The sequence below is a fragment of the Bradyrhizobium diazoefficiens genome, from assembly GCF_016616235.1.
Taxonomy (GTDB): Bacteria; Pseudomonadota; Alphaproteobacteria; order Rhizobiales; family Xanthobacteraceae; genus Bradyrhizobium; species Bradyrhizobium diazoefficiens_H.
On the sequence record NZ_CP067100.1, the window covers coordinates 50185 to 74389 of the forward strand.

The window sequence follows — 24205 nt, forward strand, 5'->3', positions numbered from 1 at the left end:
TTTTTGAGCTGAAATTGCGGGAAGTGCGGTGGCCGGATTTTTTCCGGCCATCCGCGCCTCATTCGTTTCAACAGGACAAATGACAATGCTCGTGTCCCAAACACGGGCACGACGAGGTGATTTTCGACGATGCCACGGCACCATCAGAAGAAGAGTTCCGCGCCCGGCGGCTCGCAGCGTCAGTTGCGCGTCGGCGAGCAGGTTCGCCATGCGATGGCCGAGATTCTGGCGCAAGGCAATGTGCATGATGCGGACCTCGAAGGCCACATCATCACCGTGCCGGAGGTACGGATGTCGCCCGACCTTAAGCTGGCAACAGTTTACGTGATGCCGCTCGGTGGCCGCGACACCGAGCTCGTCATCGCTGCGCTCGAGCGCAACAAGAAATTCCTGCGCGGCGAGGTCGCGCGGCGCGTTAACCTGAAATTTGCACCTGACATTCGCTTCCGCGTCGACGAGCGATTCGACGAAGCGGAACGGATCGAGAAGCTTTTGCGAACACCTGCGGTGCAGAAGGACCTCGAACAGGACTTGGAACAGGACTTGGAACAGGACTTGGAACAGGACTTGGAACAGGACTTGGAACAGGATCCGGATTTGGATCGGGAAGAAGAGCAATGATTATGGACCCGGCACACGGCGCGATCGGCAACGAAGAGCCCGATCTGCGTGACGTGCAGAAAAATAATTTTGCGGATGTCGGCGGTGATGTTCAGCCGCATCAGGAGCCGCGCCGCGTCAACAACGATCCGCGCGCCAGGCAGCAGAAGGGCAACCAGGCGCGCCGCGACCGCCGCGACGTCCATGGCTGGGTCGTACTCGACAAGCCGATCGGCATGACCTCGACGCAGGCCGTTGCCGTGCTCAAGCGCCTGTTCAATGCCAAGCGCGCCGGACATGCCGGCACACTCGACCCGCTCGCCTCCGGCGGCCTGCCCATTGCTCTTGGAGAAGCCACCAAGACCGTGCCTTTCGTCATGGACGGCCGCAAGCGCTACCAGTTCACCGTGTGCTGGGGCGAGGAGCGCGACACCGACGACATCGAGGGCCGCGTCACCGCGACCTCCGACCAGCGCCCGACCCGCGAGGCCATCCTGGCGCTGCTGCCCCGCTTCACCGGGGTGATCGAACAGATCCCGCCGCGCTATTCCGCGATCAAGGTCCAGGGCGAGCGCGCCTATGACCTCGCCCGTGACGGCGAGGTCGTGGAACTGGCTCCTCGCCCGGTCGAGATTCACCATTTGTCCCTTGTGGATCAACCGGATAACGACTGGGCCGTGTTCGAGGCCGAGTGCGGCAAGGGCACCTATGTCCGGGCACTGGCCCGCGATATGGGCCGGATTCTCGGCACTTTCGGCCATATCTGCGCGCTCAGGCGGACCCTGGTCGGCCCATTTGACGAAACCGACATGATTCCGCTGGATCAGTTGGAGGCTTTGTGCGATAGAGCCGCGTCCGGCGAGGGCAGCCTCGCCGACGCGCTCATGCCCGTTGAGACCGCGCTGGACGACATCCCGGCACTGGCCGTCACTCGGGCTGATGCGGCAAGGCTCCATCGGGGCCAGGCCGTTTTGTTGCGCGGACGGGATGCGCCCACTTGTAGCGGCACAGTCTATGTCACGGTGGCAGGCCGTCTTTTGGCGCTTGCCGAAGTTGGCAATGGCGAAATCATCCCCAAGCGTGTGTTCAACCTGACCGGCTTGACTGCCTCGACCGGTCGCAACGAGAGAAATTGACGATGTCGATTGCCGCAGAACGCAAAGCGGAAGTCATCAAGACGAATGCCACCAAGGCCGGCGACACCGGCTCGCCCGAGGTTCAGGTCGCGATCCTGTCGGAACGCATCAACAACCTCACCAACCATTTCAAGACCCACGTGAAGGACAACCATTCGCGTCGTGGCCTCTTGAAGCTGGTCTCGACCCGTCGCTCGCTCCTCGATTACCTCAAGAAGAGGGACGAGGCGCGTTACAAGGCGCTACTCGAGAAGCACAACATTCGTCGTTAAGTGTTCCCGCGCGCGCCACTGGCGCGCGTTTTTGCGCGTGGTTTCGAACGAAAGCGTTTGTCTAAAGGTTTTTGATCGAGGCTGCGTGCGCGTCGGCTGCGAGGCCAAAGTGCGATGAGAATCGCACTTTTGGATTGTTGTTTGAGCATGATCTTTTCGGAAAACCGCTTCGCACTTTTCCGGATCATGCTTGAGGGACGATTCGCAACCGGGCACGATGGGCGAAGACCGCGGTTCGGTGTTCGCATTCGTGCCGACTGACAGTCCAGCAGCAATCCGGCGGCTGGGCACAACGGGCAAGGCGCCCGTATGACCCGAAAGGATGGACGCCATCCGAAATCCAAAAACCATGGCAGGATCGCAGGTCGCTGATCATCCGCTCCGATCAGCGTCCTGCAATCTTGCGCATGGTTTTTGTTTTTCGAGCCGTTCCTTCTTTCGAGAACCCATGAAAGAAGACCTCTATGTTCAATAAGCATTCAGTCGAGATCGACTGGGGCGGACGCCCTCTCAAGCTCGAAACCGGCAAGATCGCCCGCCAGGCCGACGGCGCCGTCGTCGCCACCTATGGCGAGACCGTGGTGCTCGCCACCGTCGTCGCGGCGAAGGCGCCGCGCGAAGGCGTCGACTTCCTACCGCTGACCGTCGACTACCAGGAGAAGACCTACGCCGCGGGCCGCATTCCCGGCGGCTATTTCAAGCGCGAGGGTCGTCCGACCGAGAAGGAGACGCTGGTCTCCCGCCTGATCGACCGTCCGATCCGTCCGCTGTTCGTCGACGGCTGGCGCAACGAAACCCAGGTGATCGTCACCGTGCTCTCGCACGACATGGAAAACGATCCCGACATCGTTGCGTTGGTGGCGGCCTCGGCCGCGCTGACGCTGTCCGGCGCACCCTTCAAGGGCCCGATCGGAGCGGCACGCGTCGGCTTCGCCAATGACGAGTTCATTCTTAACCCGACGCTCGACGAGATGGTCGACACCCAGCTCGACCTCGTCGTCGCCGGCACCGCGGACGCCGTACTGATGGTGGAATCGGAAGCCAAGGAGCTCAACGAGGACATCATGCTTGGCGCCGTGATGTTCGGTCACCGCCACTTCCAGCCGGTCATCAACGCGATCATCGAGCTCGCCGAGAACGCCGCCAAGGAGCCTCGCGAAGTCACCGTAATCGACAATTCGGCGCTCGAGAAGGAAATGCTCGGTCTCGTCGAGCAGGAGCTGCGCGCCGCCTACGCCATTCCGGTCAAGCAGGATCGCTACGCCGCGGTCGGCAAGGTCAAGGAAAAGGTGATCGCACACTACTTCCCCGAAGGGCAGGAGCCGAAATACGACAAGCTGCGCATCGCCGGCGTGTTCAAGGAGCTGGAAGCCAAGATCGTTCGCTGGAACATCCTCGACACCGGCAAGCGCATCGACGGCCGCGATGCCAAGACGGTGCGCAACATCGTCGCCGAAGTCGGCGTGCTGCCCCGCGCCCACGGCTCGGCGCTGTTCACCCGCGGCGAGACCCAGGCGATGGTCGTGACCACGCTCGGCACCGGCGAAGACGAGCAGTACATCGACGCGCTGTCGGGAACGTATAAGGAAACGTTCCTGCTGCACTATAACTTCCCTCCCTACTCGGTCGGTGAGACCGGCCGCCTCGGCGGCACCAAGCGCCGCGAGATCGGCCACGGCAAGCTGGCGTGGCGCGCGATCCACCCGGTGCTGCCGCCGCATCACGAGTTCCCCTACACGATCCGCGTGGTCTCGGAGATCACCGAATCCAACGGCTCCTCGTCGATGGCTTCCGTCTGCGGCGCCTCGCTCGCGCTGATGGATGCCGGCGTGCCGTTGAAGCGGCCGACCGCGGGCATCGCCATGGGCCTGATCCTCGAAGACAAGCGCTTCGCGGTTCTGTCGGACATCCTCGGTGACGAAGATCATCTCGGCGACATGGATTTCAAGGTCGCCGGCACGGAGCAGGGCATCACCTCGCTCCAGATGGACATCAAGATCGAGGGCATTACCGAGGAGATCATGAAGGTCGCGCTCGGCCAGGCCAAGGATGGGCGTATCCACATCCTCGGCGAGATGGCCAAGGCGCTCACCAACGCCCGCGCCGAGCTCGGCGAATACGCGCCGCGCATCGAGACCTTCAAAATCCCGACCGACAAGATCCGCGAAGTGATCGGCACCGGCGGCAAGGTGATCCGCGAGATCGTCGAGAAGACCGGCGCCAAGGTCAACATCGAGGACGACGGCACCGTGAAGGTCGCCTCCAGCGACGGCGAGGCGATGAAGGCCGCGATCAAGTGGATCAAGTCGATCGCGTCCGAGCCGGAAGTCGGCCAGATCTATGACGGCACCGTCGTCAAGGTGATGGAGTTCGGTGCTTTCGTGAATTTCTTCGGCTCCAAGGACGGCCTCGTCCACATCAGCCAGCTCGCTTCGGCGCGCGTGCAGAAGACCTCCGACGTCGTCAAGGAAGGCGACAAGGTCAAGGTCAAGCTGCTCGGCTTCGACGACCGCGGCAAGACCCGCCTTTCGATGAAGGTGGTCGACCAGACCACCGGCGAGGACCTCGAGGCCAAGGACAAGGCCGCCGAGGGCGAGAAGGCCCCGCGCGAAGCAGCCGGCGAGTAATCGCACCACTGCATCAGAAACACGAAGGGCGGCCTCTCGGCCGCCCTTTTTGTTTGTGCTCGTTGTTTGTGCTCGCCCCGGGCCGAGCTGCGCTCCCTCGCCCGCTTGCGGGAGAGGGTTGGGGAGAGGGTGTTTCCACAGAGAGACTCCCAAGGAGGAAAGAGCCCTCACCCGCCGCGCTTCGCGCGTCGACCTCTCTCGCAAGCGGGAGAGGTGTCAACCTCACGCCGCGATGTCGAACCGGTCGAGGTTCATCACCTTGGTCCAGGCCTTGGCGAAGTCCTGCACGAACTTCTCCTTCGAGTCGGAGGTCGCATAGACCTCGGCGAAGGCGCGGAGCTGCGAGTGTGCGCCGAAGATCAGATCGGCGCGCGTGCCGGTCCACTTCACCGCGTCGGTCTTGCGGTCGCGGCCCTCATAACTGCCGTCAGCCACTGGGGCCCACTGCGTGCTCATGTCGAGCAGGTTGACGAAGAAGTCGTTGCTGAGCGTGCCTACCTTCGAAGTGAAGACGCCGTGCTTCGACCCGTTCGCGTTGGCGCCGAGCACGCGCAGGCCGCCAACCAGCACCGTCATCTCGGGGCCGGTGAGCTTGAGCAGCTGCGCGCGATCGACCAGGGCTTCTTCCTGCTGCAGGAACTGATGCTTCTTGCCGATGTAGTTGCGGAAGCCATCAGCCCGCGGCTCCAGCGGAGCAAAGGAGTCAACGTCGGTCTGCTCCTGCGAAGCATCCATGCGACCCGGGGTGAAGCCGACCTTGACGTCGACGCCGGCATCCTTCGCGGCCTTCTCGACCGCGGCGGTGCCGCCGAGCACGATGAGGTCCGCCAGCGAGATCTTCTTCGCAACTGACGACGCGTTGAAGTCCTTCTGGATCGCTTCCAGCTTGCCGAGAACCTTCGACAGCTGAGCCGGCTCGTTCACTTCCCAGTCCTTCTGCGGGGCAAGACGGATGCGCGCGCCGTTGGCGCCCCCGCGCTTGTCCGAGCCGCGGAACGTCGAGGCCGACGCCCAGGCGGTCGAAACCAGCTCGGAGACCGAAAGGCCCGAGGCCAGGATCTTGGTCTTCAGCGCGGCGATGTCCTGATCGTTGGCCAGCTCGTGGTTCACGGCCGGAATAGGATCCTGCCAGATCAACGTCTCCTTCGGCACCAGCGGGCCGAGATAGCGCTGGATCGGGCCCATGTCGCGGTGGGTGAGCTTGAACCAGGCGCGGGCAAAGGCGTCCGCGAACTGATCGGGATGCTCGTGGAAGCGCCGCGAGATCTTCTCGTAGGCCGGATCGAAGCGCAGCGAGAGGTCGGTGGTCAGCATGGTCGGCCGATGCTTCTTCGACTTGTCGAAGGCATCGGGAATGACCGCATCGGCGCCCTTGGCCGTCCACTGGTTGGCACCGCCCGGGCTCTTCGTCAGCTCCCATTCGTACTTGAACAGGTTCTCGAAGAAGTTGTTGCTCCACTTGGTCGGAGTCTGCGACCAAGTCACCTCGAGACCGCTGGTGATGGAATCACCGGCGATGCCCGACGCGTGTTTGCTCTTCCAGCCGAGGCCCTGATCTTCCAGCGCGCCCGCTTCCGGCTCCGGTCCGACCAGCGACGGATCGCCGGCGCCGTGGGTCTTTCCGAAAGTGTGACCGCCCGCGATCAGCGCGACGGTTTCTTCGTCGTTCATCGCCATGCGGAAGAAGGTCTCGCGGATGTCCTTGGCCGCGGCGACCGGATCCGGCTTGCCGTTCGGGCCTTCCGGGTTGACGTAGATGAGGCCCATCTGCACCGCGCCGAGCGGCTCGGCGAGCTGGCGTTCGCCGCTGTAGCGCTCATCGCCGAGCCAGGTGCCTTCCGGACCCCAATAGAGCTCTTCCGGCTCCCAGACGTCGGCGCGGCCGCCGGCGAAACCGAACGTCTTGAAACCCATCGACTCTAGGGCAACATTGCCGGCAAGCACCATCAGATCGGCCCAGGAAATCTTCCGGCCGTATTTCTGCTTGATGGGCCAGAGCAGACGGCGCGCCTTGTCGAGATTGGCGTTGTCGGGCCAGCTGTTCAGCGGCGCGAAACGCTGCTGGCCGGCGCCGGCACCGCCGCGGCCGTCGGTGATGCGGTAGGTGCCCGCGCTGTGCCAGGCCATGCGGATCATGAGGCCGCCATAGTGACCGAAGTCGGCGGGCCACCATTCCTGCGAATCCGTCATCAGGGCAGTCAGGTCCTTGATGACCGCGTTCAGGTCGAGCGACTTGAACTCCTTGGCGTAGTCGAATTCCTTGCCCATCGGATCGGACAGGTCGGAATTCTTGTGCAGCATCTCGATGCTGAGCTGGGTTGGCCACCAGTCGCGGTTCACCCGCGCGGGTTTTCCGCCCGAAAACGGGCACTTCGAAGTGTCATCCATGATTACCTCCTCTGGTGGCGTCCGACGGCGCCTTTGACCAGGTCAGGCCACTCTAGGCGTCGCCTCCGATCAGGGGAAGTTGACTTTAGTGATCGCTGCGATAGGATTTTCTGATGATCAATTTGACGCTGCGCCAGCTCCGCTATTTCGACGCGCTGGCGCGTCACGGTCATTTCGGCCGCGCGGCGGAGGCCTGCTCGATCTCGCAGCCGGCCTTGTCGATGCAGATCAAGGAGTTGGAGGAAGCACTCGGCGGCCTGCTGCTGGAGCGCAGCGCCCGGCAGGTCGCGCTGACCCGGTTCGGCGAGGAGCTCTCCCAGCGCGTCCGCGACATTTTGCGATCGGTCGACGAGCTCGGCGATTTCGCCCGCGCCTCGCAGGACCGTTTCGCCGGGCGGCTTCGCATCGGCATGATCCCGACGATCGCACCCTATCTGCTGCCCAAGATCACCAAGAATCTGACGCGCCTGCATCCGGAGCTCGACATCCGCGTGCGCGAGACGATGACGCCGCGGCTGATCCAGGAGCTGGTCGAAGGCCGGCTCGACACCGCCATCGTTGCGCTGCCGGTGTCGGAGCCCTCGCTCGCCGAGGTCGCGCTGTTCGACGAGAAGTTTTTGCTGGTGCGGCCGGGCTCCGACGAAGGCACGCCGGTGCCGTCGCGCGAGATGATGCGGGAGATGCGCCTCTTGCTGCTCGAGGAGGGACACTGTTTCCGCGACCAGGCGCTGTCATTCTGCAACATGCAATCGGCGCCGCCGCGCGAGATGCTGGACGCCAATTCGCTCTCGACGCTGGTCCAGATGGTCAGCGCCGGCATCGGCGTCACCTTGATCCCGGAGATGGCTGTGCCGGTGGAGACGCGGTCGGCCTCGGTCTCGCTGTCGCGCTTCCGCGACCCGGAGCCGTCCCGAACCATCGGCATGGTCTGGCGCAAGACCAGCCCGCTGGCGCGGCAGCTCCTGCAAATCTCCGAAGTGGTGTGTCTGTCCGCCGGCAAGGCAAGACCACGCCAGGCCGCGCGCAGCCAGCGGGCCTGAGATGTCGCATCCGGTGATCCGCCCCGCCCGCGCCGACGAATATGACGAGATCGGTCGCGTCTGGATGGAGAGCTGGGTCTCGACCGGGCTCGCCGAGGCCAGCGACTTCCTGCTCGCGAACCTGCGCGCGCGCATCCGGCGCGAGATCGCGGACGGCTGGAGCCTGTTCGTCGCCGACGACAACGGCACCATCGCCGCAATGCTGGCGCTGCATCTGCCAAAGCTCTATCTCGACATGCTGTTCGTCGGCCCCGACTATCAGGGGCAATCGCTAGGACGGCAATTGCTCGCCTTCACGCGCACGCAAATGCCTGACGAAATCCACCTGCGCTGCGTCCGCGAGAACGAAAAGGCCTGGCGCTGGTACGAGCGCGAAGGCTTTGTGTTCGAGAAGGAAGAGGTCGAGCCGTCGAATGGCTTTACGATGAAGTATTACCGGTGGAAGCGAAGCGCCATCGACGCGTAGCGCGCCAAGATCTTCGCCTTGCGGTTGTCATCGGCTCGCTCTAAGGAATACTCCGAGTCCCAATAGGGACATCTCGAAAGCCATGTCTGCCGATCCATGCTTCGCGTCTGTTTGATCACGATCTTCCTGTCCGGTTTCATCGGCAGCGCCGATGCGCAAACGACATCGCCATTAGCGACCACCACGCCAACGATACGGGCGGCCAAGGACGGCTCTCCGAAAGTCGCACCGAACGCGATGCCGTTCAGCAGTCCGGACTCAAGACCGTGCGAGATCGGTCTCATTTCCACGGTGGCCAGTCGATTTGGCGTTCAGCAGGTCGGCTTCACAATGTTCGGAAACGAATACACGCCCGTCGATGTCGATAAATGGGGACTCCAGAGCGTCATCGTATCGCGCGTTCAGGCCGCAGCTTCCCGCAAGTCGGTCAAACTAATAGCGTATTCGCCCAGCTCTTGGGCGCGTGCTGCGGAATCAGCATCGCCGATGCTGAGAAGCAACCCGGAGCGGCTCGACTTCGTCCAACGGACGGCGGCCGGATCCAAGTGCCAGCGCTATGTTCTGATCGAGCGATTCCAGAACGGCTTCAGCAATACCAACCAGTCCGTCGAAGGCTTTGGTATCGTGAAGTGGGGCAATCCCATCAAGCGACGCACGTTCCTGTTCGCCTTGACCTACATCACCGTGTACGATGGACAGTCATTCGAGGTCATCAAGAAGGGCGCCGCTTCCCTGGATGACGAGCCAATGATGTCGCGCCTGATGGGGATCAACCCGATCAGCGGCCCCAACCAGGAATTGGATGAGGCGGCGTTTCCGGCGGCTCCCGCCGAGGTGCCGGCCAACCAGAAACTGCGCGACGCCATCCGCACGCTGCTGACAACAAGTCTCGACCGGACGTTGCCCCGACTGCTCCAGCAATAGGGATTCGCCATGATCAAGCTCTATTGGTCGCCCCGCTCACGCTCGTTCACGACGCTGTGGCTGATGGAGGAGAGCGGCCTAGCCTACGAGCGCGTGCTGACCGACATCTCGACCGGCGCGCAGAAAGCGCCGGAGTTTTTGAAGGTCAATCCGATGGGCAAGGTGCCGGCACTCAGCGACGGCGAGGCCGCGCTGGGCGAAGCCGCGGCGATCTGCGCCTACATCGCCGATCGCTATCCCGAGACGAAGCTGGCGCCGTCCATCACCGATCCGCGCCGCGCGCGCTATCTGCAATGGCTGTTCTTCTCGCCCGGCTGTATCGAGCCCGCCATCATCCAGATCTTCACGAAGATCGAGGTGCCGACCTCGACCGCGGCCTGGGGCAGCGCGACCCAGGTCTTCGACGTGCTGGAAGCTGCGCTCGCCAAGGGACCGTGGATTCTCGGCGAGGAATTTTCGGCCGCCGACATCACGGTCGGCTCGGGCCTGAACTTCGCAGTGCGCCTGTTCAAGATGGTGCCGTCGCGCACCGTGTTCGATGCCTATCTCGCGCGCTGCATGGCGCGGCCGGCGTTCCAGCGCGCGGAGCAGATCGCGGCGGGTTAGTCCGGCGACTTCAGGTCGTCCGGCCTGGGCATCAGGACGACGTTGTAGCCGGAATCGACATAGTGGATTTCGCCGGTGACGCCGCCTGACAGCTCGGATAGCAGATACAGCGCCGAGCCGCCGAGCTCGTCGAGCGTGACGCCGCGGCGAAGCGGGGAATGTTTCTGCATGAAGGCGAACATCGCGCGCGCCTCGCCGATGCCGGAGCCGGCGAGCGTGCGGACGGGCCCGGCGGAGATCGCGTTGACGCGGATACCGCGCGGGCCGAAATCGGAGGCGAGATAGCGCACCGAGGCTTCCAGCGCCGCCTTGGCGACGCCCATTACGTTGTAGTTCGGCATCGCGCGCTCGGAGGCGCCGAAGGTCAGCGTGATCATGCTGCCGCCCTCTGTCATCAGCTCGGCCGCGCGCTTTGCGACCTCCGTGAACGAGAAGCAGGAGATCACCATGGTGCGCGAAAAATTCTCGCGGCTGGTGTCGGCGTACCGGCCCTTCAGCTCGTTCTTGTCGGCAAAGCCGATCGCATGGATGACGAAGTCGAGCTTGCCCCATGTCTCGCGGAGCGCCGCGAAGGTCGCATCGACGCTGGCGATGTCCTCGACGTCGCACGGCAGCACCAGGTCAACGCCGAGCTGCTCCGCCAGCGGCTTGACGCGCTTGCCGAGGGCCTCGCCCTGGAAGGTGAAGGCAAGCTCGGCGCCGTGGGCATGCAGCGTCTTCGCCATGCCCCAGGCGATCGAATGATCATTGGCGATGCCCATGATCAGACCGCGCTTGCCTTTCATCAAACCTTCCATCTTGCGATTACTCTCCGCTGTCCGTCATGCCCGGGCCTGTCCCGGCCATCCACGTTTTCCAACCGGTAGCAAAGACGTGGATGGCCGGGACGAGCCCGGCCATGACGAAAAAAATACCAATGCGTACGCAAGGCCTCACGCATCCAGCCGGCTGAACACCAGCGTGGCGTTGGTGCCGCCGAAGCCGAAGGAGTTCGACAGCACGGTGCCGATCTTGACGTTGTCGATGCGCTTGCGCACGATCGGCATGTCGGCGAACACCGGATCGAGCTCCTGGATGTGGGCGCTTTCGCAGATGAAGCCGTTGTTCATCATCAGCAGCGAATAGATCGCTTCCTGCACGCCGGTGGCGCCGAGCGAGTGGCCGGTCAGCGCCTTGGTCGCCGAGATCGGCGGGCACTTCTCCCCGCTGCCGAACACGCGGCGGAGCGCGTCGATCTCCGGCGGATCGCCTGCTGGCGTCGAGGTCGCATGCGGATTGATGTAGTCGACCTTGGTCTTCACCGTCGACATCGCCATGCGCATGCAGCGCTCGGCGCCTTCACCTGACGGCGCGACCATGTCGTAGCCGTCGGAGGTTGCGCCGTAGCCGACGATCTCGCCGTAAATGCGCGCGCCACGCGCCTTGGCATGCTCGAGCTCTTCCAGCACCAGCACGCCGGCGCCGCCGGCAATGACGAAGCCGTCGCGATTGAGGTCGTAGGGACGCGAGGCGGTGGCGGGCGTGTCGTTGTACTTCGAGGACATCGCGCCCATGGCGTCGAACAGCACCGAGAGCGACCAGTCCAATTCCTCGCAGCCGCCGGCGAAGATGACGTCCTGCTTGCCGATCTGGATCGTCTCGTAGGCGTTGCCGACGCAATGGTTCGAGGTCGCGCAAGCCGAGGAGATCGAATAGTTCACGCCCTTGATCTTGAACCAGGTCGCGAGCGTCGCGGAAGCGGTTGACGACATCGCCTTCGGCACTGCAAACGGACCGACGCGCTTCGGGCCCTTGGTGCGGGTGATGTCGGCGGATTCGACGATGGTGCGCGCCGAGGGGCCGCCGGAGCCCATGATGATGCCGGTGCGGATGTTGGAGACCTCTTCGGGCGCCAGGCCGGAGTCCTGGATCGCCTGCTCCATCGCGACGTGATTCCAGGCCGCGCCCTGGCCGAGGAAGCGCATCGCGCGGCGGTCGACCACCGTCGAAGGATCGAGCGTGGGTGCACCCGCTACCTGCGAACGGAAGCCGAGCTCGGCATATTTCTCCGCCCGCGAAATGCCCGACTTCGCCTCGTAAAGGCTTGCAAGCACTTCCTGGGTGTTGTTTCCGATCGACGAGACGATACCCATCCCGGTGACCACAACCCGCCTCATGACAGCCTCGCCTAAATCGTTGTCTTCCAGGTAATGCGCTTAGCCCAGGCTCGTGCCCTGCTTGAACAGGCCGACCTTCAGATCCTTGGCGCGATAAATAATCTGGTCATCGACCGAAAGCCACCCGTCGGCAATGCCGAGCACCAGCTTTGAACGCATCACGCGTTTGATATCGACGTTGTACACAACCTTGCAGGCCTCGGGCAGCACCTGGCCGCCGAACTTCAGTTCGCTGAGGCCAAGCGCGCGGCCACGACCTTCGCCACCGATCCAGCCCAGATAGAAGCCGACCATTTGCCACAGCGCATCGAGGCCAAGGCAACCCGGCATCACCGGATCGTTCTTGAAGTGGCAGCCGAAGAACCAGAGGTCGGGCTTCACGTCGAGCTCGGCGCGCACGACGCCCTTGCCGAACTCGCCGCCATTGTCGGTAATTTCCGTGATGCGGTCGAACATCAGCATCGGCGGCAGCGGCAGCTGGGCATTGCCCGGGCCGAACATCTCGCCGCGGGCACACGCCAGCAAATCTTCGTATTCGTAACCGTTGCGCCTGTTCAGCATAGACGAGCCTTTGTTCTAATCCCGATTGAGCGGCGTTTCTTGGCGAAAATGGGCCCCGTCTCGGTCGGAGAGCAACGCCAATTGCCACCGTCGGGCGCCGCTCCCGCAAGGCCCGGATGGACTGCGAGCCGGGCCTGCATGCCTGGCTGCGCCAAAATCGGCTATGCGGAACCGCGCGCTCTCTAACACAGGCCATTTCGGTGGCAAAGCACCCTCATGAAGGTAAAATGACAGGGCCTCGCCTCGTTCCAAAGCTGACGGAACCCCAAGGCCTGATTAGAACCTCTCTAGTTGCGAGAAACTTGCATCTGCATCTATCTGTCCATATATTGCATATAGATAGTGTCCACGCGTGCCGAAATCTGGAAATGAGCGAGAATACACCGCATCATCGCGACGACGACGCCGATACGGCGGCCCTCTTGTCCGGCCGCCAGCCGGCACTGACCGGCTGCCCGTGGCATGACGTCAACGAAATGCTTCAGTCCGCCGGCCTGCGCCCAACGCGCCAGCGCATGGCGCTCGGCTGGCTGCTGTTCGGCAAGGGTGCGCGCCACCTCACGGCTGAAATGCTCTACGAGGAGGCAACGCTCGCCAAGGTTCCGGTGTCGCTGGCGACCGTCTATAACACGCTGAACCAGCTCACCGATGCCGGCCTGCTCCGTCAGGTCAGCGTCGACGGCACCAAGACTTATTTCGACACCAACGTCACCACCCACCACCATTACTACCTCGAGAACAGCCACGAGCTGGTCGATATCGAGGATCCGCATCTGGCGCTGTCCAAGATGCCGGAGGTGCCGGAGGGTTACGAGATCGCCCGCATCGACATGGTCGTGCGGCTGCGCAAGAAGCGCTGAGATCAATCCGAGACCGCCGATTTGGTCGTCATGGCCGGGGCTTCCCGGCCATTGTCGTTTCAGGCCGTCAGTTGACCTGCTCGTCTGCGTAGACGCCCCAGAGGCGCTCCTGCTGGATCCAGCCGTCAAAGCCATTGCCGGTGACTCGGCACCAGTTTGCACTGCACTTCTTCACCTGCGTGACGACGCCGGCCTGGAGCTTTGCGGCAACGGCGCTGTCGGGATCGGCGCGGTCGTAGATCGGCGCCAGATCGTCCTTGTGCTTCATGGTGACGACCGCGGTGCGGCGGCCTGAGAGCAGCGAGTGATAAACCCAGCCCTCGGCACCCTCGGAATCGCGCACCCGCCGCCAGTTCTCGAACTCCGCGGTGATTTCGACCGGCAGACCGGCACGGGTATAGACCCAGGCCACGTCGTTGTCCTTGGTCGGGCCGGCGCGGACGTTGACGTGGTCGGACTTGAGACTGACATAGCGCGGCACCGGCAGCCCGCTGGCGGTCTGCGGGGTGTTGTCCTTGGCCGAATGCGAGGGACCGACCGAGGCGCTCAACCAGGCGCAAACGAGCGCCATCACCGAACAGAAACGCCCCAACACCATCAACCCGTCTCCTGTCGAAGACCCCAGCCTAAGCCGGATCCTCACCCCAATTCGAACTCTGCCGTACACCCCGCCCGCCCCACGCGGGTGTTCCCGAAGCTGGCCCGTGGTTCTTGTCTTGGCCCGGCCTTCTGCTAGAGAGGACGGGCACTTGAACAACCAGTTTGTCCCGATTTTCCGGCCGGAAATGTCGGGAGAGCTTGAAGGAAACGCCGGGGACGACACGGCAGTCGCAGTGTCGAACAACCGAGTTAATGAGGCCTCAACGGCCGGCCTTTGGTGACAGAGGCGGCGGCTCGCGCCTCATGAGGGCAGGACATGTCGGTGAAGAAAAAGCCCCTCGTCGTCGTGACGCGCAAGCTGCCGGATTCGATCGAGACGCGGATGCGCGAGCTGTTCGACGCGCGGATCAATCTCGAGGACACGCCGATGTCGGCCGAGCAACTGGCCGAGGCCGCGCGCACCGCCGACGTGCTGGTTCCGACCGTCACCGACCACATCAGCGCTGATGTCGTGAATCAGCCGGATTGCAAGCTCCGCCTGATCGCCAATTTCGGCAACGGCGTCGACAATATCGACGTCGAGGCCGCGCATGCCCGCGGCATCACCGTCACCAACACGCCGAAAGTTCTGACCGAAGACACCGCCGACATGACCATGGCGCTGATCCTGGCCGTGCCGCGCCGGATGATCGAAGGCGCCTCGATCCTGACCGAAGGAAAGCCCTGGGCGGGCTGGTCACCGACCTGGATGCTCGGCCACCGCATCGGGGGAAAGCGCCTCGGCATCATCGGCATGGGCCGGATCGGCCAGGCGGTGGCGCGCCGCGCCCGCGCCTTCGGCCTTCAGATCCACTATCACAACCGCCGTCCCGTGGCGCCGAAGATCGCCGAGGAGCTGGGCGCGACCTATTGGGAAAGCCTCGACCAGATGCTGGCGCGGATGGACATCATCTCGGTGAATTGTCCGCACACGCCGGCGACCTATCACCTGCTCTCGGCGCGGCGGCTGAAGCTGATCCGGAAAGACGCCTACATCGTCAACACCGCGCGCGGCGAAGTCACCGACGAGGACACGCTGATCAAGCTGATCGAAGGCGGCGAGATCGGCGGCGCCGGGCTCGACGTCTACGAGCACGAGCCTGCGGTCAATCCCAAGCTGGTGCGGCTCGCGAAAGCCGGCAAGGTGACGCTGCTGCCGCATATGGGCTCGGCCACCATCGAAGGCCGCGTCGAGATGGGCGAGAAGGTGATCATCAACATCCGCACCTTCCTCGACGCCCACAAGCCGCCGGATCGCGTGCTGCCGAGCATGCTCTGACGTAGCCGCCGCAATCAGGTGCGATGGGCACTGAGGTCGGTGATCACAGGCCCGTCGCCGTTGAGCGGATTGGCCGGATCGCGCGCATAGCGCAACGTCTCGAAGCGCATCGCACGCGCATCGATCATCAGGAGGCGGCCGACGAGGCCGTCGCCGAACCCGACGATCTCGCGGATCGCCTCCAGCGCCATCATTGAGCCGAGCACCCCCGCAAGCGCGCCCATGACGCCGGCCTCGGCGCAGGCCGGCACCGTGCCGGGCGGCGGCGCCTCCGGAAACAGGCAGCGATAGGTCGGGTTGAATTCGCCCTGCTCGTTCGTCTCATGCGCGCGAATGGTGGTGAGCGAGCCGTCGAAGGTGCCGAGCGCCGCCGTGATCAGCGGCCGCTTCGAGAAGAAGCAGGCGTCCGAGACCAGATAGCGGGTCGAGAAATTGTCGGAGCCGTCGAGCACGAGGTCGTAGTCGCCGATCAGGCTGAGCGCATTGTCGGCGTTGAGCCAGGTAGCGTGGCCGACGAAGCGGACATGCGGATTGAGCGCCGCGATCCGCTCGGCCGCGCTCTCGACCTTGTGCCGTCCGATATCGGGCGTCGTGTGGATCACCTGGCGCTGGAGGTTGGACAGCGACACCACGTCGTCATCGACCACGCCGAGCGTGCCGACGCCCGCGGCAGCGAGATACATCAATGCGGGTGCACCCAACCCACCTGCCCCGATCACCAGCACCGAGGCCCGCTTCAGCGCAGCCTGGCCCGGACCTCCGACATCGCGCAGCACGATATGGCGGGCATAGCGTTCGAGTTCGTCCGGGCTCAGCACCTTGTCTTACTCCTGAACCGCCCCAACATTGTTCGCGACCAACGAGATGTGCTTCAATGGCATGGCGTTCAATGGGCCGGCTGGATTTGTCATGAGATCGATGCTTGCGGCAACACTGATGTTGGCATCGGCCACAGGCGCCAGCGCCCAAATGACGGTGCCGCAGGTCCCCGGCACCAGGCCGAAGGTGGTCCAGACCGTACCGATCAAGCCACCCGCGCTGCAAACGCCGTCGGAAACCGCGGACGCAATGGCGCAAGCCGAGCGGCTGTCGCTTCAGTCCGACCTCGCCTGGGTCGGCGAATATAACGGCGCCATCACCGGCGACGTCAGCTCGCGCATGGTCGATGCCATCAAGGAGTACCAGAAGGCCAAGGGCGGCAAGCCGACCGGCGTGCTCAATCCGCAGGAGCGCGCCGCGCTCGCCGAGACGGCCCGGCGGAAGCAGGACAGCGTCGGCTGGAAAATCGTGACGGAGCCGACCAGCGGCGCGCGGCTCGGCATCCCCGGCAAGCTCGTGCCGCAGCAAGTGACCGACGCCAACGGCTCGAAATGGAGCTCGCCGACCGGAACTGTGCAGGTGCTGCTCAGCCGCCGCAAGGAGGCGAATCCGACCGCCGCCAGGCTCGCCGAAGTGGAGAAGAAGGAGCCGAACCGCAAGGTCGACTACACCGTGGTGAAGCCCGATTTCTTCGTGCTGTCGGGATTGCAGGGCCTGAAGAAATTCTACGTTCGCGGCACCTTCAAAGGTGACGAGGTCCGCATCATGACGATCCTTTACGACCAAGCGACCGAGAACACGGTCGAGCCGGTCGTGATCGCGATGTCGAGCGCATTCAATGCGTTCCCGACTGGGCCGCAGGCCGGGCCGCCGCCGCGCAAGACTGTCGAATACGGCACCGGCATCATCGTCAGCGACGACGGCGCGATTCTGGCGGATCGTCTCGTCACCGACGGCTGTCTCGCGATTACGATCGCCGGTTATGGCAGCGCCGATCACCTCGCCGAGGACAAGGAGCACGATCTGGCGCTGCTGCACATCTACGGTGCGCGCGGCCTGAAGCCGCTCAGCCTTGCCGGCGGCGCGGCGAGAACGAGCGTCGATGTCATCGGCATCGCCGATCCGCAGAATCAGGGCGGAGCCGCCGCTGTATCGAGCGTCAAGGCCGCGCTGGCGCCGGTCACATCAAGCGATTCCGCGCTGTCGCCGCCGCCGCCAGTCGGCTTCTCCGGCAGCCCGGTGATCGACGCCGACGGCAAGTTCGCCGGCGTCGCGCTGTTGAAACCGGCGATGGTCGCGGGACCTGCAACAGCGGTGCCGGCGTCGCAGGCCGTGATGGTCTCCGCGGACACGGTACGCGAGTTCCTGAAGGCGAACGGTGTCGTGGCGAACGGCACGTCGGCGGACGCGAAAGCAGCCGTCGTGCGCGTGATCTGCGTGCGCAAGTAACTCTCGCGTCCCGGACGCGCTGCGGCCGCAGTGACGCTGCGGCAGAGCCGGGACCCATGCATCCACATTCCGTGCAAGAAATACTGGGCCCCGGCTCTTGCAGCGCATCGCTTCGCGCTGCGCTGCGTCCGGGCACGAGAGCTAGCTCAGCCTGAACCTGATCCCGCTCTTCGCGAGCCCACCCGAGATCCCCACCGGCGTGCCGTCCGCGCGCCAGCAGGCGGCGCCGGTCATGGTGCCGTCCTCGTGAAAGGCGATGCCGTTCATGCCGCCGGCGACCGTCGCGACCGGCTGCACCTCATGACCAAGCGCCGCGAGTTTTGCGCGCACGCTCTCCGGCACGGCCTGCTCGACCTCCAGCGCATTGCCCTCGGTCCAGACCCGCGGCGCCTCGACCGCCTCCTGCAGGCTCATGCCGTGATCGATCAGGTTGACCAGCGTCTGCATCGCGCTCGGGAAGATGCGCTTTCCGCCGGGCAGGCCGAGCGCATAGCGCAGCTTGCCGTCACAGAGCGCCATCACCGGCGACATCGAGGTCGTCACCCGCTTGCCCGGCGCCAGCGACAGCGCATGGCCCGGACGTGGGTCGAACAGGTTCATGTAATTGTTGGCGATGGCGCCCAGGCCCGGGATCATGATCTTGGCGCCGAACAGATTATTGATGGTCTGCGTGGTCGCGACCACATTGCCGAAGCTGTCTGCCGCCGTCATATGCGTGGTGTGTGCACCTTCGAGCTGCGACACGCCGGCGCCCCAGACCTGCGCCCGCGCCGGATCGATGACGCGGCGGCGCTCTTCTGCGTAAGCCTTCGACGTCAGCCGTTCGACGGGCACGCCGACACAATCAGGATCACCGCTGGCAGCGGCGCGATCGGCGAAGGCAATCTTCAGCACTTCGGCGAGATAATGGATGGTCTCTGATGTGCCGAAGCCAAGACCGCCGATGTCGTAGCCCTCCAAAATGTTCAGCATCTGCGCGATATGCACGCCGGAGGCCGCGGGCGGCGGCGGGCCAAAGATGGTCCAGCCGCGATAGTCCGCGCGGATCGGCTGCCGCTCGACCGTCTTGTAATTGGTGAGGTCGTTACGGCGGATAAAGCCGCCAGTCTTTTCCATGTAATCGACGAGGATGTCGCCGAGCGGCCCCTCGTAGAGCGCAGTCTCGCCGTGGTCGGCGATATATCGCAAGGTCTCGGCATATTCCGATTGCATCACGCGCTCGCCGACCTTCAGCGGTTCGCCATCGGGCAGGTAGATCGCCGCAATCGGCTTGTCCTTGCGCATCTCGCCTGCGCTCTCGCTGATGCATTCGTGCAGGTAAGGCGTCGCCGCATAGCCGCGCGCGGCGTGCTTGATTGCGGGCTGCATGACATCGGCGAGGCTCATGGTGCCGAACCTTTGCTGCGTCTCGCACCAAGCCTTTAGCGAGCCCGGCACCGCGACAGCCTTCGGGCCGTTGAGATTCTCGTTGCCGACGGTGTCGAACACGTCATGCGCCGAGCCCGGCTTGGAGGTGTAGGTGGTGTCACGCACCGCGGCCGGCACGGTGCTCTGGCCGTCGATGAAGCGATGGCTGCCATCGGCAAGGCGGATATGCGCCATGCCGCCGCCGATGATGCCGACCATCATCGGCTCGACCACGGTCAGCGTGAACAGGGTCGCGATCGCCGCATCGATGGCGTTGCCGCCGGCCGCCAGCATCTCGGCGCCGGCACAGGAGGCCAGCGGGTGGTTGCTCACCACCATGCCGCGGCTCGAGACCGCCGGCATCTTCTGACACTCAAACGTCGTTTCCGTCCGGTCGCGCCAGCTTCCGCCCATGCCGTCTGCCCTTCTTATTCACCGGGGGCGAGCACATCATACGCGGGATTATGGGTCCAGTATTGGTACGGATTAGCTGGCATTCCCGATTCTGCCATCATCTTACCCGTTGATTCGGACATCCGCGGTCCCCTTTGGATCGGGCAGGGCACGTCCTGAGCGAGAAGAGCTCAGCATCGAGAAGCGATGCACGTTCGCGTGGCGTTACCCCAAAGACCCCAGCACTCCAAAGGATTCGACTTTCCATGCACACGATCGTACTGGCCACCCAAAAGGGCGGCAGTGGCAAGAGCACGCTCGCTATCGGCCTCGCGCTGGCCGCCAAGGAGGCCGGCTTCACTGTCCGCCTGATCGAGACCGACCCGCAGGGCACCCTGTCCAACTGGCTGCGCCGCCGCAATCGCGACGATGTCGTCGTCGAGCCGATCTATCACGCCGCCGATATCGCGCCGCGCCTGAAGATGCTGGCCGATAGCGGCCTACAGCTCGCGATCGTCGACACCGCGGCGGGCCTGTCCGCCGCCACCACCGCCGCGATCCGCCATTCCGACCTCTGCCTGATCCCGGCCCGCCCGAGCGTCGCCGATATCGAGGCGACCGTCTCCACCCTCAGCGTCGCGCGCGCCTGGAAGCGGCCCTACAGCTTCGTGCTGAACCAGACCCCGATCCGCGGCCAGCGCATCGACAATGCCGCGGGCGCGCTCGCCGAGGAAGCCGCGCTCGATCTCGCCGAGGTGCTCGCACGCCCGCTGATCGCGATGCGCAACGATCATCAGGACTCGCTCGCGAGCGGGCTCGCCGTCAGCGAGTTCGCGCCGAACGGCAAGTCAGCCGACGAGATCCGCGGCCTCTGGCGCTGGATCGAGACCCGGCTCGAGCTTGAGGCTACCACCAATGTCCTGATCGACCAGGTCATCTCGGCCGTAAACGGCGTGTTGCACCTCGCCGCCGAGCTTGGAGCAGACGAGATCACGACACTGGCGTCCTGAGAGGGGCGATCGCTCCGGCGCCAGGCGGGCTCTTCGCTATCCGGTGAAAGAGCCCAAGCGACGAAGCAATCCGGCCACCAGCCCGGCCGGATTGCTTCGCTTCGCGCTTCTTCCCGTGATTGTAGGCCGGATGAAGGGAAACGAAATCCGGATAAGTCTCTTCGCGGAGAGGCTGGACCCGAATTGCGCTGCGCTCCACCCGGGCTACGGCGCTACCTCACTTCTGACATTTCGGACACCAGAAGGTCGAGCGGCCGTTCTGGGTGAAGCGCTTGACTGTGCCGCCGCAGCCGGGCGTCGTGCATTTCTCGCCCTCGCGGTCATAGACCCTGAACGAATGCTGGAAATAGCCGAGTTCGCCCGAGGTCTGGCGGTGGTCGCGCAGTGACGAGCCGCCGGCTTTGATCGCGTCGTTCAGCACGGTGTGAATCGCAGCGACCAATCTCTTGGCATGATCGGTCGGCTCGCCCCCGACCACGCCCTTGCGACCCTTGGTCGCGAGCGTCGCCGCGATCCGGCGCGGCGACAGATGCGCGCGATGCAGCGCTTCGCAGACATAGATGTTGCCGAGACCCGCCACCACGCGCTGGTCGAGCAGCGCGGCCTTCAGGCTCGTGGTCTTGCCTGCGCAGGACCGCGCCAGCATCGCGGCGTCGAACTCGTTGCCGAGTGGTTCGGGGCCAAGCCCACGGAGCAGCGGCTCGTCGTCAAGCGCGCTGCGCGCAATCACTTTCATGTAGCCGAAGCGGCGCGGATCGTTGAAGACGATGTCGGCGCCGGAGGACATCCGAAACAGCACGTGGTCGTGCGTGGAGTCCTTACCCCTCGGATAGTGAAACTCGCCCGGCTGAGCCTGGTTGTTCGGCTTGATGACACGGAACGAGCCCGACATGCCCAGATGCATCAGCAGCACGTCGCCGGAGGCGAGATCGGCCATGAGATATTTTGCACGGCGACCAAGCCCGGTGACGACTTGTCCCTGGAGCCGGGCCACGAAGTCCGGCTGGAAGGGAAAACGCAGGTCCGGACGGCGGGCCTCCGCATTGAGGATTTTCGCACCCTCCATGACGGGCTGAAGGCCGCGGCGGACGGTCTCGACTTCGGGTAATTCAGGCATGGTCAGGCATTCACCTTATGAGGGCGGTGTGATAGCGCCATTGCGGCGGGCAGGCTATGGTCCGCCCAGTGGAGTAGAGTAATGGATCGGCCGGGCGAAACCACGCATTTTGGCTTCAAAGACGTTCCCCTGGGGGACAAGCAGACGCTGGTGAACGACGTGTTTCACAGCGTGGCGTCACGCTACGATTTGATGAACGACCTGATGTCCGGTGGCCTGCACCGGGTCTGGAAGGACATCATGATCGACGCGCTCGATCCGCCGAGGTCCGACCGGCCGTTCGCGCTGCTCGACGTGGCCGGCGGCACCGGCGACATCTCGTTCCGCGCCGCCAAGGCGGCGGGTGCCGGCTTCCATGCCACCGTCTGCGACATCAACACCGACATGCTGGCCGTCGGCCGCGAGCGTGCCGCCAAGCGCCATCTCGACACCCAGGTCGATTTCGTCGAGGGCAATGCCGAGGCGCTCACCTTCGCCGACCGCAGCTTTCACGCATATACGATCGCTTTCGGCATCCGCAACGTGCCGCAGATCGACCTTGCGCTGCGTGAGGCCTATCGCGTGCTGAAGCCCGGCAGCCGCTTCCTGTGCCTGGAATTCTCCACCGTCGAGGTGCCCGGACTCGATAAGCTCTATGATCTGTTCTCGTTCAAGGTGATCCCACCGCTCGGCCGCATGGTCACGGGCGATGCCGACTCCTATCGGTATCTGGTCGAATCGATCCGCAAGTTTCCGAAGCCTGCCGTCTTCGCCGACATGATCCGCGACGCCGGCTTTTCCCGCGTCAGCTGGCAGACGCTGACCGGCGGCATCGTCGCACTGCATTCGGGCTGGCGTTTGTGATCTCTGCCATCACCCACATTGCGCGCCTGATCCGCGCCGCGTTCGTGTTTGCGCGCGAAGGCGTGTTCGGCTCGGTCGATCCGAGCCTGGTGCCGCCGCCCGGACAGCTCGCGCTGAAGCTTGCGCGCATCGTCGAGCGGCGCGGCGTCAAGCACGGGCCGCGGATCTCGCGCGCCCTGACCCGGATGGGCCCGGCCTATCTCAAGCTCGGTCAATTCCTGGCAACGCGCCCCGACGTCGTCGGCGTCATCATGGCGCGCGACCTCGAAAGCCTGCAGGACCGCCTGCCGCCATTTCCGCAAGCCGAGGCGGAAGCCGTGATCGCGATTTCGCTGGAACGGCCGCTGAAAGATGTGTTCACGAGCTTTGGCCCGGCGGTGGCCGCGGCCTCGATCGCGCAGGTCCATCGCGGCGAGGTGGAGCGCGACGGCATCCGCAAGGCGGTTGCGGTCAAGGTGCTGAGGCCGAATGTCGCCGCGCGCTTCCGCCGCGACCTCTCCGACTTCTTCTTCGTTGCGCACAAGGCCGAGGCCTATTCGGCCGAGGCGCGGCGGCTGCGCCTCATCGAAGTCATCAACACCATGTCGCGCTCGGTCGCGATGGAGATGGACCTGCGGCTCGAGGCCGCCGCGCTGTCCGAGATGGCGGAGAACACGCAAGGCGATCCCGATTTCCGCGTGCCTGCCGTCGACTGGGACCGCACCACGCACAATGTGCTGACGATGGAGTGGATCGACGGCATCGCGCTGAACGACCACAGGCGCCTCGAAGAGGCGCAAGTCAATCTGCCCGATCTCGGCCGCAAGGTGATCCAGAGCTTCTTGCGCCACGCGCTGCGCGACGGCTTCTTTCACGCCGACATGCATCCGGGCAATCTGTTCCTCGACGACGCCGGCCGCCTCGTCGCGGTCGATTTCGGCATTATGGGCCGGCTTGGGATGAAGGAGCGGCGCTTTCTCGCCGAGATCCTGCTCGGCTTCATCACCCGCGACTATCGCCGCGTCGCCGAAGTGCATTTCGAAGCGGGCTATGTGCCAGCGCATCACTCGGTCGAGAACTTTGCGCAAGCGATCCGCGCCATCGGCGAACCGATCCACAACCGTACCGCCGAGGAAATTTCGATGGCGCGGCTGTTGACCCTGCTGCTCGAGGTCACCGGCCTGTTCGACATGACGACGCGGCCCGAGCTGATCCTGCTCCAGAAGACGATGGTCGTGGTCGAGGGCGTGGCGCGGGCCTTCGATCCGAAGCTCGACATCTGGAAGGTCGCCGACCCCGTGGTGCGCGAATGGATCGAGCGCAATCTCGGACCCATCGGCCGGGTGCAGGGCGCACTCGCCGGCGGCGGCGACCTCGCGCGTGTGCTGATGCGCCTGCCCGACATCGCCCAGCGCTCGGTGGCGGTGCTCGAGCAGCTCGAGACCATGACGCGGGAGGGCATCCGCTTGTCGCCGGAGAGCATCGCGGCAATGGGCCGCAGCGAAGGCCGCAAGAACCGCTGGCGCACCGTGGCACTGTGGATCATCGCCGCGACTTTCATCGGAATCCTGATCGCCGTCCGGAATCTATGATTGCACTGCAATCACGTGGGTGATAGCATCGCTATCATTCCG

General features: G+C 64.3%; 22 protein-coding genes. 14 read left to right on the plus strand and 8 right to left on the minus strand.

Features of this window, described 5'->3' with window-relative positions; genetic code table 11:
* Positions 1–129: 129 nt before the first annotated feature.
* The 4 genes from rbfA to pnp all read left to right on the plus strand — a co-directional run bounded on the left by rbfA (position 130) and on the right by pnp (position 4635).
* Positions 130–621, plus strand: coding sequence for a 30S ribosome-binding factor RbfA (rbfA, locus tag JJB99_RS00210; protein WP_200496846.1), 492 nt, complete (start codon positions 130–132; stop codon positions 619–621).
* Positions 618–1736 carry a tRNA pseudouridine(55) synthase TruB gene (gene truB / locus JJB99_RS00215; RefSeq protein ID WP_200496847.1) on the plus strand — a complete coding sequence of 373 codons (1119 nt, stop codon included), beginning with the start codon at positions 618–620 and terminating at the stop codon, positions 1734–1736. Before rbfA ends, truB begins: the two co-directional genes overlap by 4 nt.
* A gap of 2 nt (positions 1737–1738) precedes the next feature.
* A complete protein-coding gene (gene rpsO, locus JJB99_RS00220; RefSeq protein ID WP_018644188.1) occupies positions 1739–2008 on the plus strand; it encodes a 30S ribosomal protein S15 in 270 nt (89 codons plus the stop codon).
* A gap of 464 nt (positions 2009–2472) precedes the next feature.
* Positions 2473–4635, plus strand: a complete 2163-nt coding sequence (gene pnp / locus JJB99_RS00225; protein ID WP_200496848.1) for a polyribonucleotide nucleotidyltransferase — start codon at positions 2473–2475, stop codon at positions 4633–4635.
* 222 nt (positions 4636–4857) lie between these two features.
* On the opposite strand, the gene katG is transcribed toward pnp, so the two are convergent.
* Positions 4858–7023, minus strand: coding sequence for a catalase/peroxidase HPI (gene katG / locus JJB99_RS00230; RefSeq protein ID WP_200496849.1), 2166 nt, complete (start codon positions 7021–7023; stop codon positions 4858–4860).
* 113 nt (positions 7024–7136) lie between these two features.
* Between katG and JJB99_RS00235 the strand changes: the two genes are divergently transcribed.
* The 4 genes from JJB99_RS00235 to JJB99_RS00250 all read left to right on the plus strand — a co-directional run bounded on the left by JJB99_RS00235 (position 7137) and on the right by JJB99_RS00250 (position 10059).
* Positions 7137–8063, plus strand: coding sequence for a hydrogen peroxide-inducible genes activator (locus JJB99_RS00235; RefSeq protein WP_200496850.1), 927 nt, complete (start codon positions 7137–7139; stop codon positions 8061–8063).
* A gap of 1 nt (position 8064) precedes the next feature.
* Positions 8065–8529 carry a GNAT family N-acetyltransferase gene (locus JJB99_RS00240; RefSeq protein WP_200496851.1) on the plus strand — a complete coding sequence of 155 codons (465 nt, stop codon included), beginning with the start codon at positions 8065–8067 and terminating at the stop codon, positions 8527–8529.
* A gap of 111 nt (positions 8530–8640) precedes the next feature.
* Positions 8641–9453, plus strand: coding sequence for a hypothetical protein (locus JJB99_RS00245; protein WP_200496852.1), 813 nt, complete (start codon positions 8641–8643; stop codon positions 9451–9453).
* Between the two features lie 9 nt (positions 9454–9462).
* Positions 9463–10059, plus strand: coding sequence for a glutathione S-transferase family protein (locus JJB99_RS00250; RefSeq protein WP_200496853.1), 597 nt, complete (start codon positions 9463–9465; stop codon positions 10057–10059).
* On the opposite strand, the gene fabI is transcribed toward JJB99_RS00250, so the two are convergent.
* From fabI to fabA, 3 genes are all read right to left on the minus strand, one after another.
* A complete protein-coding gene (gene fabI, locus JJB99_RS00255; RefSeq protein WP_200496854.1) occupies positions 10056–10856 on the minus strand; it encodes an enoyl-ACP reductase FabI in 801 nt (266 codons plus the stop codon). The genes JJB99_RS00250 and fabI overlap by 4 nt on opposite strands.
* Positions 10857–10991: 135 nt before the next feature.
* Positions 10992–12215: a beta-ketoacyl-ACP synthase I gene (gene fabB, locus JJB99_RS00260; protein ID WP_200496855.1), complete on the minus strand. Its 1224-nt coding sequence runs from the start codon at positions 12213–12215 to the stop codon at positions 10992–10994.
* A 39-nt stretch (positions 12216–12254) separates the two neighbouring features.
* Positions 12255–12776, minus strand: a complete 522-nt coding sequence (fabA, locus tag JJB99_RS00265) for a 3-hydroxyacyl-[acyl-carrier-protein] dehydratase FabA (protein WP_200496856.1) — start codon at positions 12774–12776, stop codon at positions 12255–12257.
* Between the two features lie 368 nt (positions 12777–13144).
* Between fabA and irrA the strand changes: the two genes are divergently transcribed.
* The gene (gene irrA / locus JJB99_RS00270) at positions 13145–13636 is read left to right on the plus strand and encodes an iron response transcriptional regulator IrrA (protein ID WP_283816012.1); all 492 of its coding nucleotides are present in this window, start codon (positions 13145–13147) and stop codon (positions 13634–13636) included.
* A 67-nt stretch (positions 13637–13703) separates the two neighbouring features.
* On the opposite strand, the gene JJB99_RS00275 is transcribed toward irrA, so the two are convergent.
* Complete coding sequence (locus JJB99_RS00275) at positions 13704–14234, minus strand: SH3 domain-containing protein (RefSeq protein ID WP_200496857.1); 531 nt, start codon at positions 14232–14234, stop codon at positions 13704–13706.
* Between the two features lie 318 nt (positions 14235–14552).
* Here JJB99_RS00275 and JJB99_RS00280 point away from each other — a divergent pair, with 318 nt between their 5' ends.
* A complete protein-coding gene (locus JJB99_RS00280; RefSeq protein WP_200496858.1) occupies positions 14553–15554 on the plus strand; it encodes a 2-hydroxyacid dehydrogenase in 1002 nt (333 codons plus the stop codon).
* Positions 15555–15568: 14 nt separating this feature from the next.
* Here JJB99_RS00280 and JJB99_RS00285 read toward each other — a convergent pair whose 3' ends face one another.
* On the minus strand, positions 15569–16372 hold the full coding sequence (locus tag JJB99_RS00285) for a HesA/MoeB/ThiF family protein (protein WP_200496859.1): 804 nt from the start codon (positions 16370–16372) through the stop codon (positions 15569–15571).
* 91 nt (positions 16373–16463) lie between these two features.
* Here JJB99_RS00285 and JJB99_RS00290 point away from each other — a divergent pair, with 91 nt between their 5' ends.
* Positions 16464–17822 (plus strand): serine protease, encoded by a 1359-nt coding sequence (locus tag JJB99_RS00290; RefSeq protein WP_200496860.1) that lies wholly within the window; start codon positions 16464–16466, stop codon positions 17820–17822.
* 141 nt (positions 17823–17963) lie between these two features.
* Here JJB99_RS00290 and ggt read toward each other — a convergent pair whose 3' ends face one another.
* Complete coding sequence (gene ggt / locus JJB99_RS00295) at positions 17964–19643, minus strand: gamma-glutamyltransferase (protein WP_200496861.1); 1680 nt, start codon at positions 19641–19643, stop codon at positions 17964–17966.
* Between the two features lie 245 nt (positions 19644–19888).
* Here ggt and JJB99_RS00300 point away from each other — a divergent pair, with 245 nt between their 5' ends.
* On the plus strand, positions 19889–20632 hold the full coding sequence (locus tag JJB99_RS00300; protein ID WP_200496862.1) for a ParA family protein: 744 nt from the start codon (positions 19889–19891) through the stop codon (positions 20630–20632).
* A 217-nt stretch (positions 20633–20849) separates the two neighbouring features.
* Here JJB99_RS00300 and mutM read toward each other — a convergent pair whose 3' ends face one another.
* Complete coding sequence (gene mutM / locus JJB99_RS00305) at positions 20850–21749, minus strand: bifunctional DNA-formamidopyrimidine glycosylase/DNA-(apurinic or apyrimidinic site) lyase (RefSeq protein ID WP_200496863.1); 900 nt, start codon at positions 21747–21749, stop codon at positions 20850–20852.
* An 81-nt stretch (positions 21750–21830) separates the two neighbouring features.
* Between mutM and ubiE the strand changes: the two genes are divergently transcribed.
* Together ubiE and ubiB are read left to right on the plus strand one after the other, a co-directional pair.
* On the plus strand, positions 21831–22592 hold the full coding sequence (ubiE, locus tag JJB99_RS00310; RefSeq protein WP_200496864.1) for a bifunctional demethylmenaquinone methyltransferase/2-methoxy-6-polyprenyl-1,4-benzoquinol methylase UbiE: 762 nt from the start codon (positions 21831–21833) through the stop codon (positions 22590–22592).
* A complete protein-coding gene (gene ubiB, locus JJB99_RS00315; RefSeq protein WP_200496865.1) occupies positions 22589–24163 on the plus strand; it encodes a 2-polyprenylphenol 6-hydroxylase in 1575 nt (524 codons plus the stop codon). The genes ubiE and ubiB overlap by 4 nt, the downstream gene beginning before the upstream one ends.
* Positions 24164–24205: the final 42 nt, after the last annotated feature.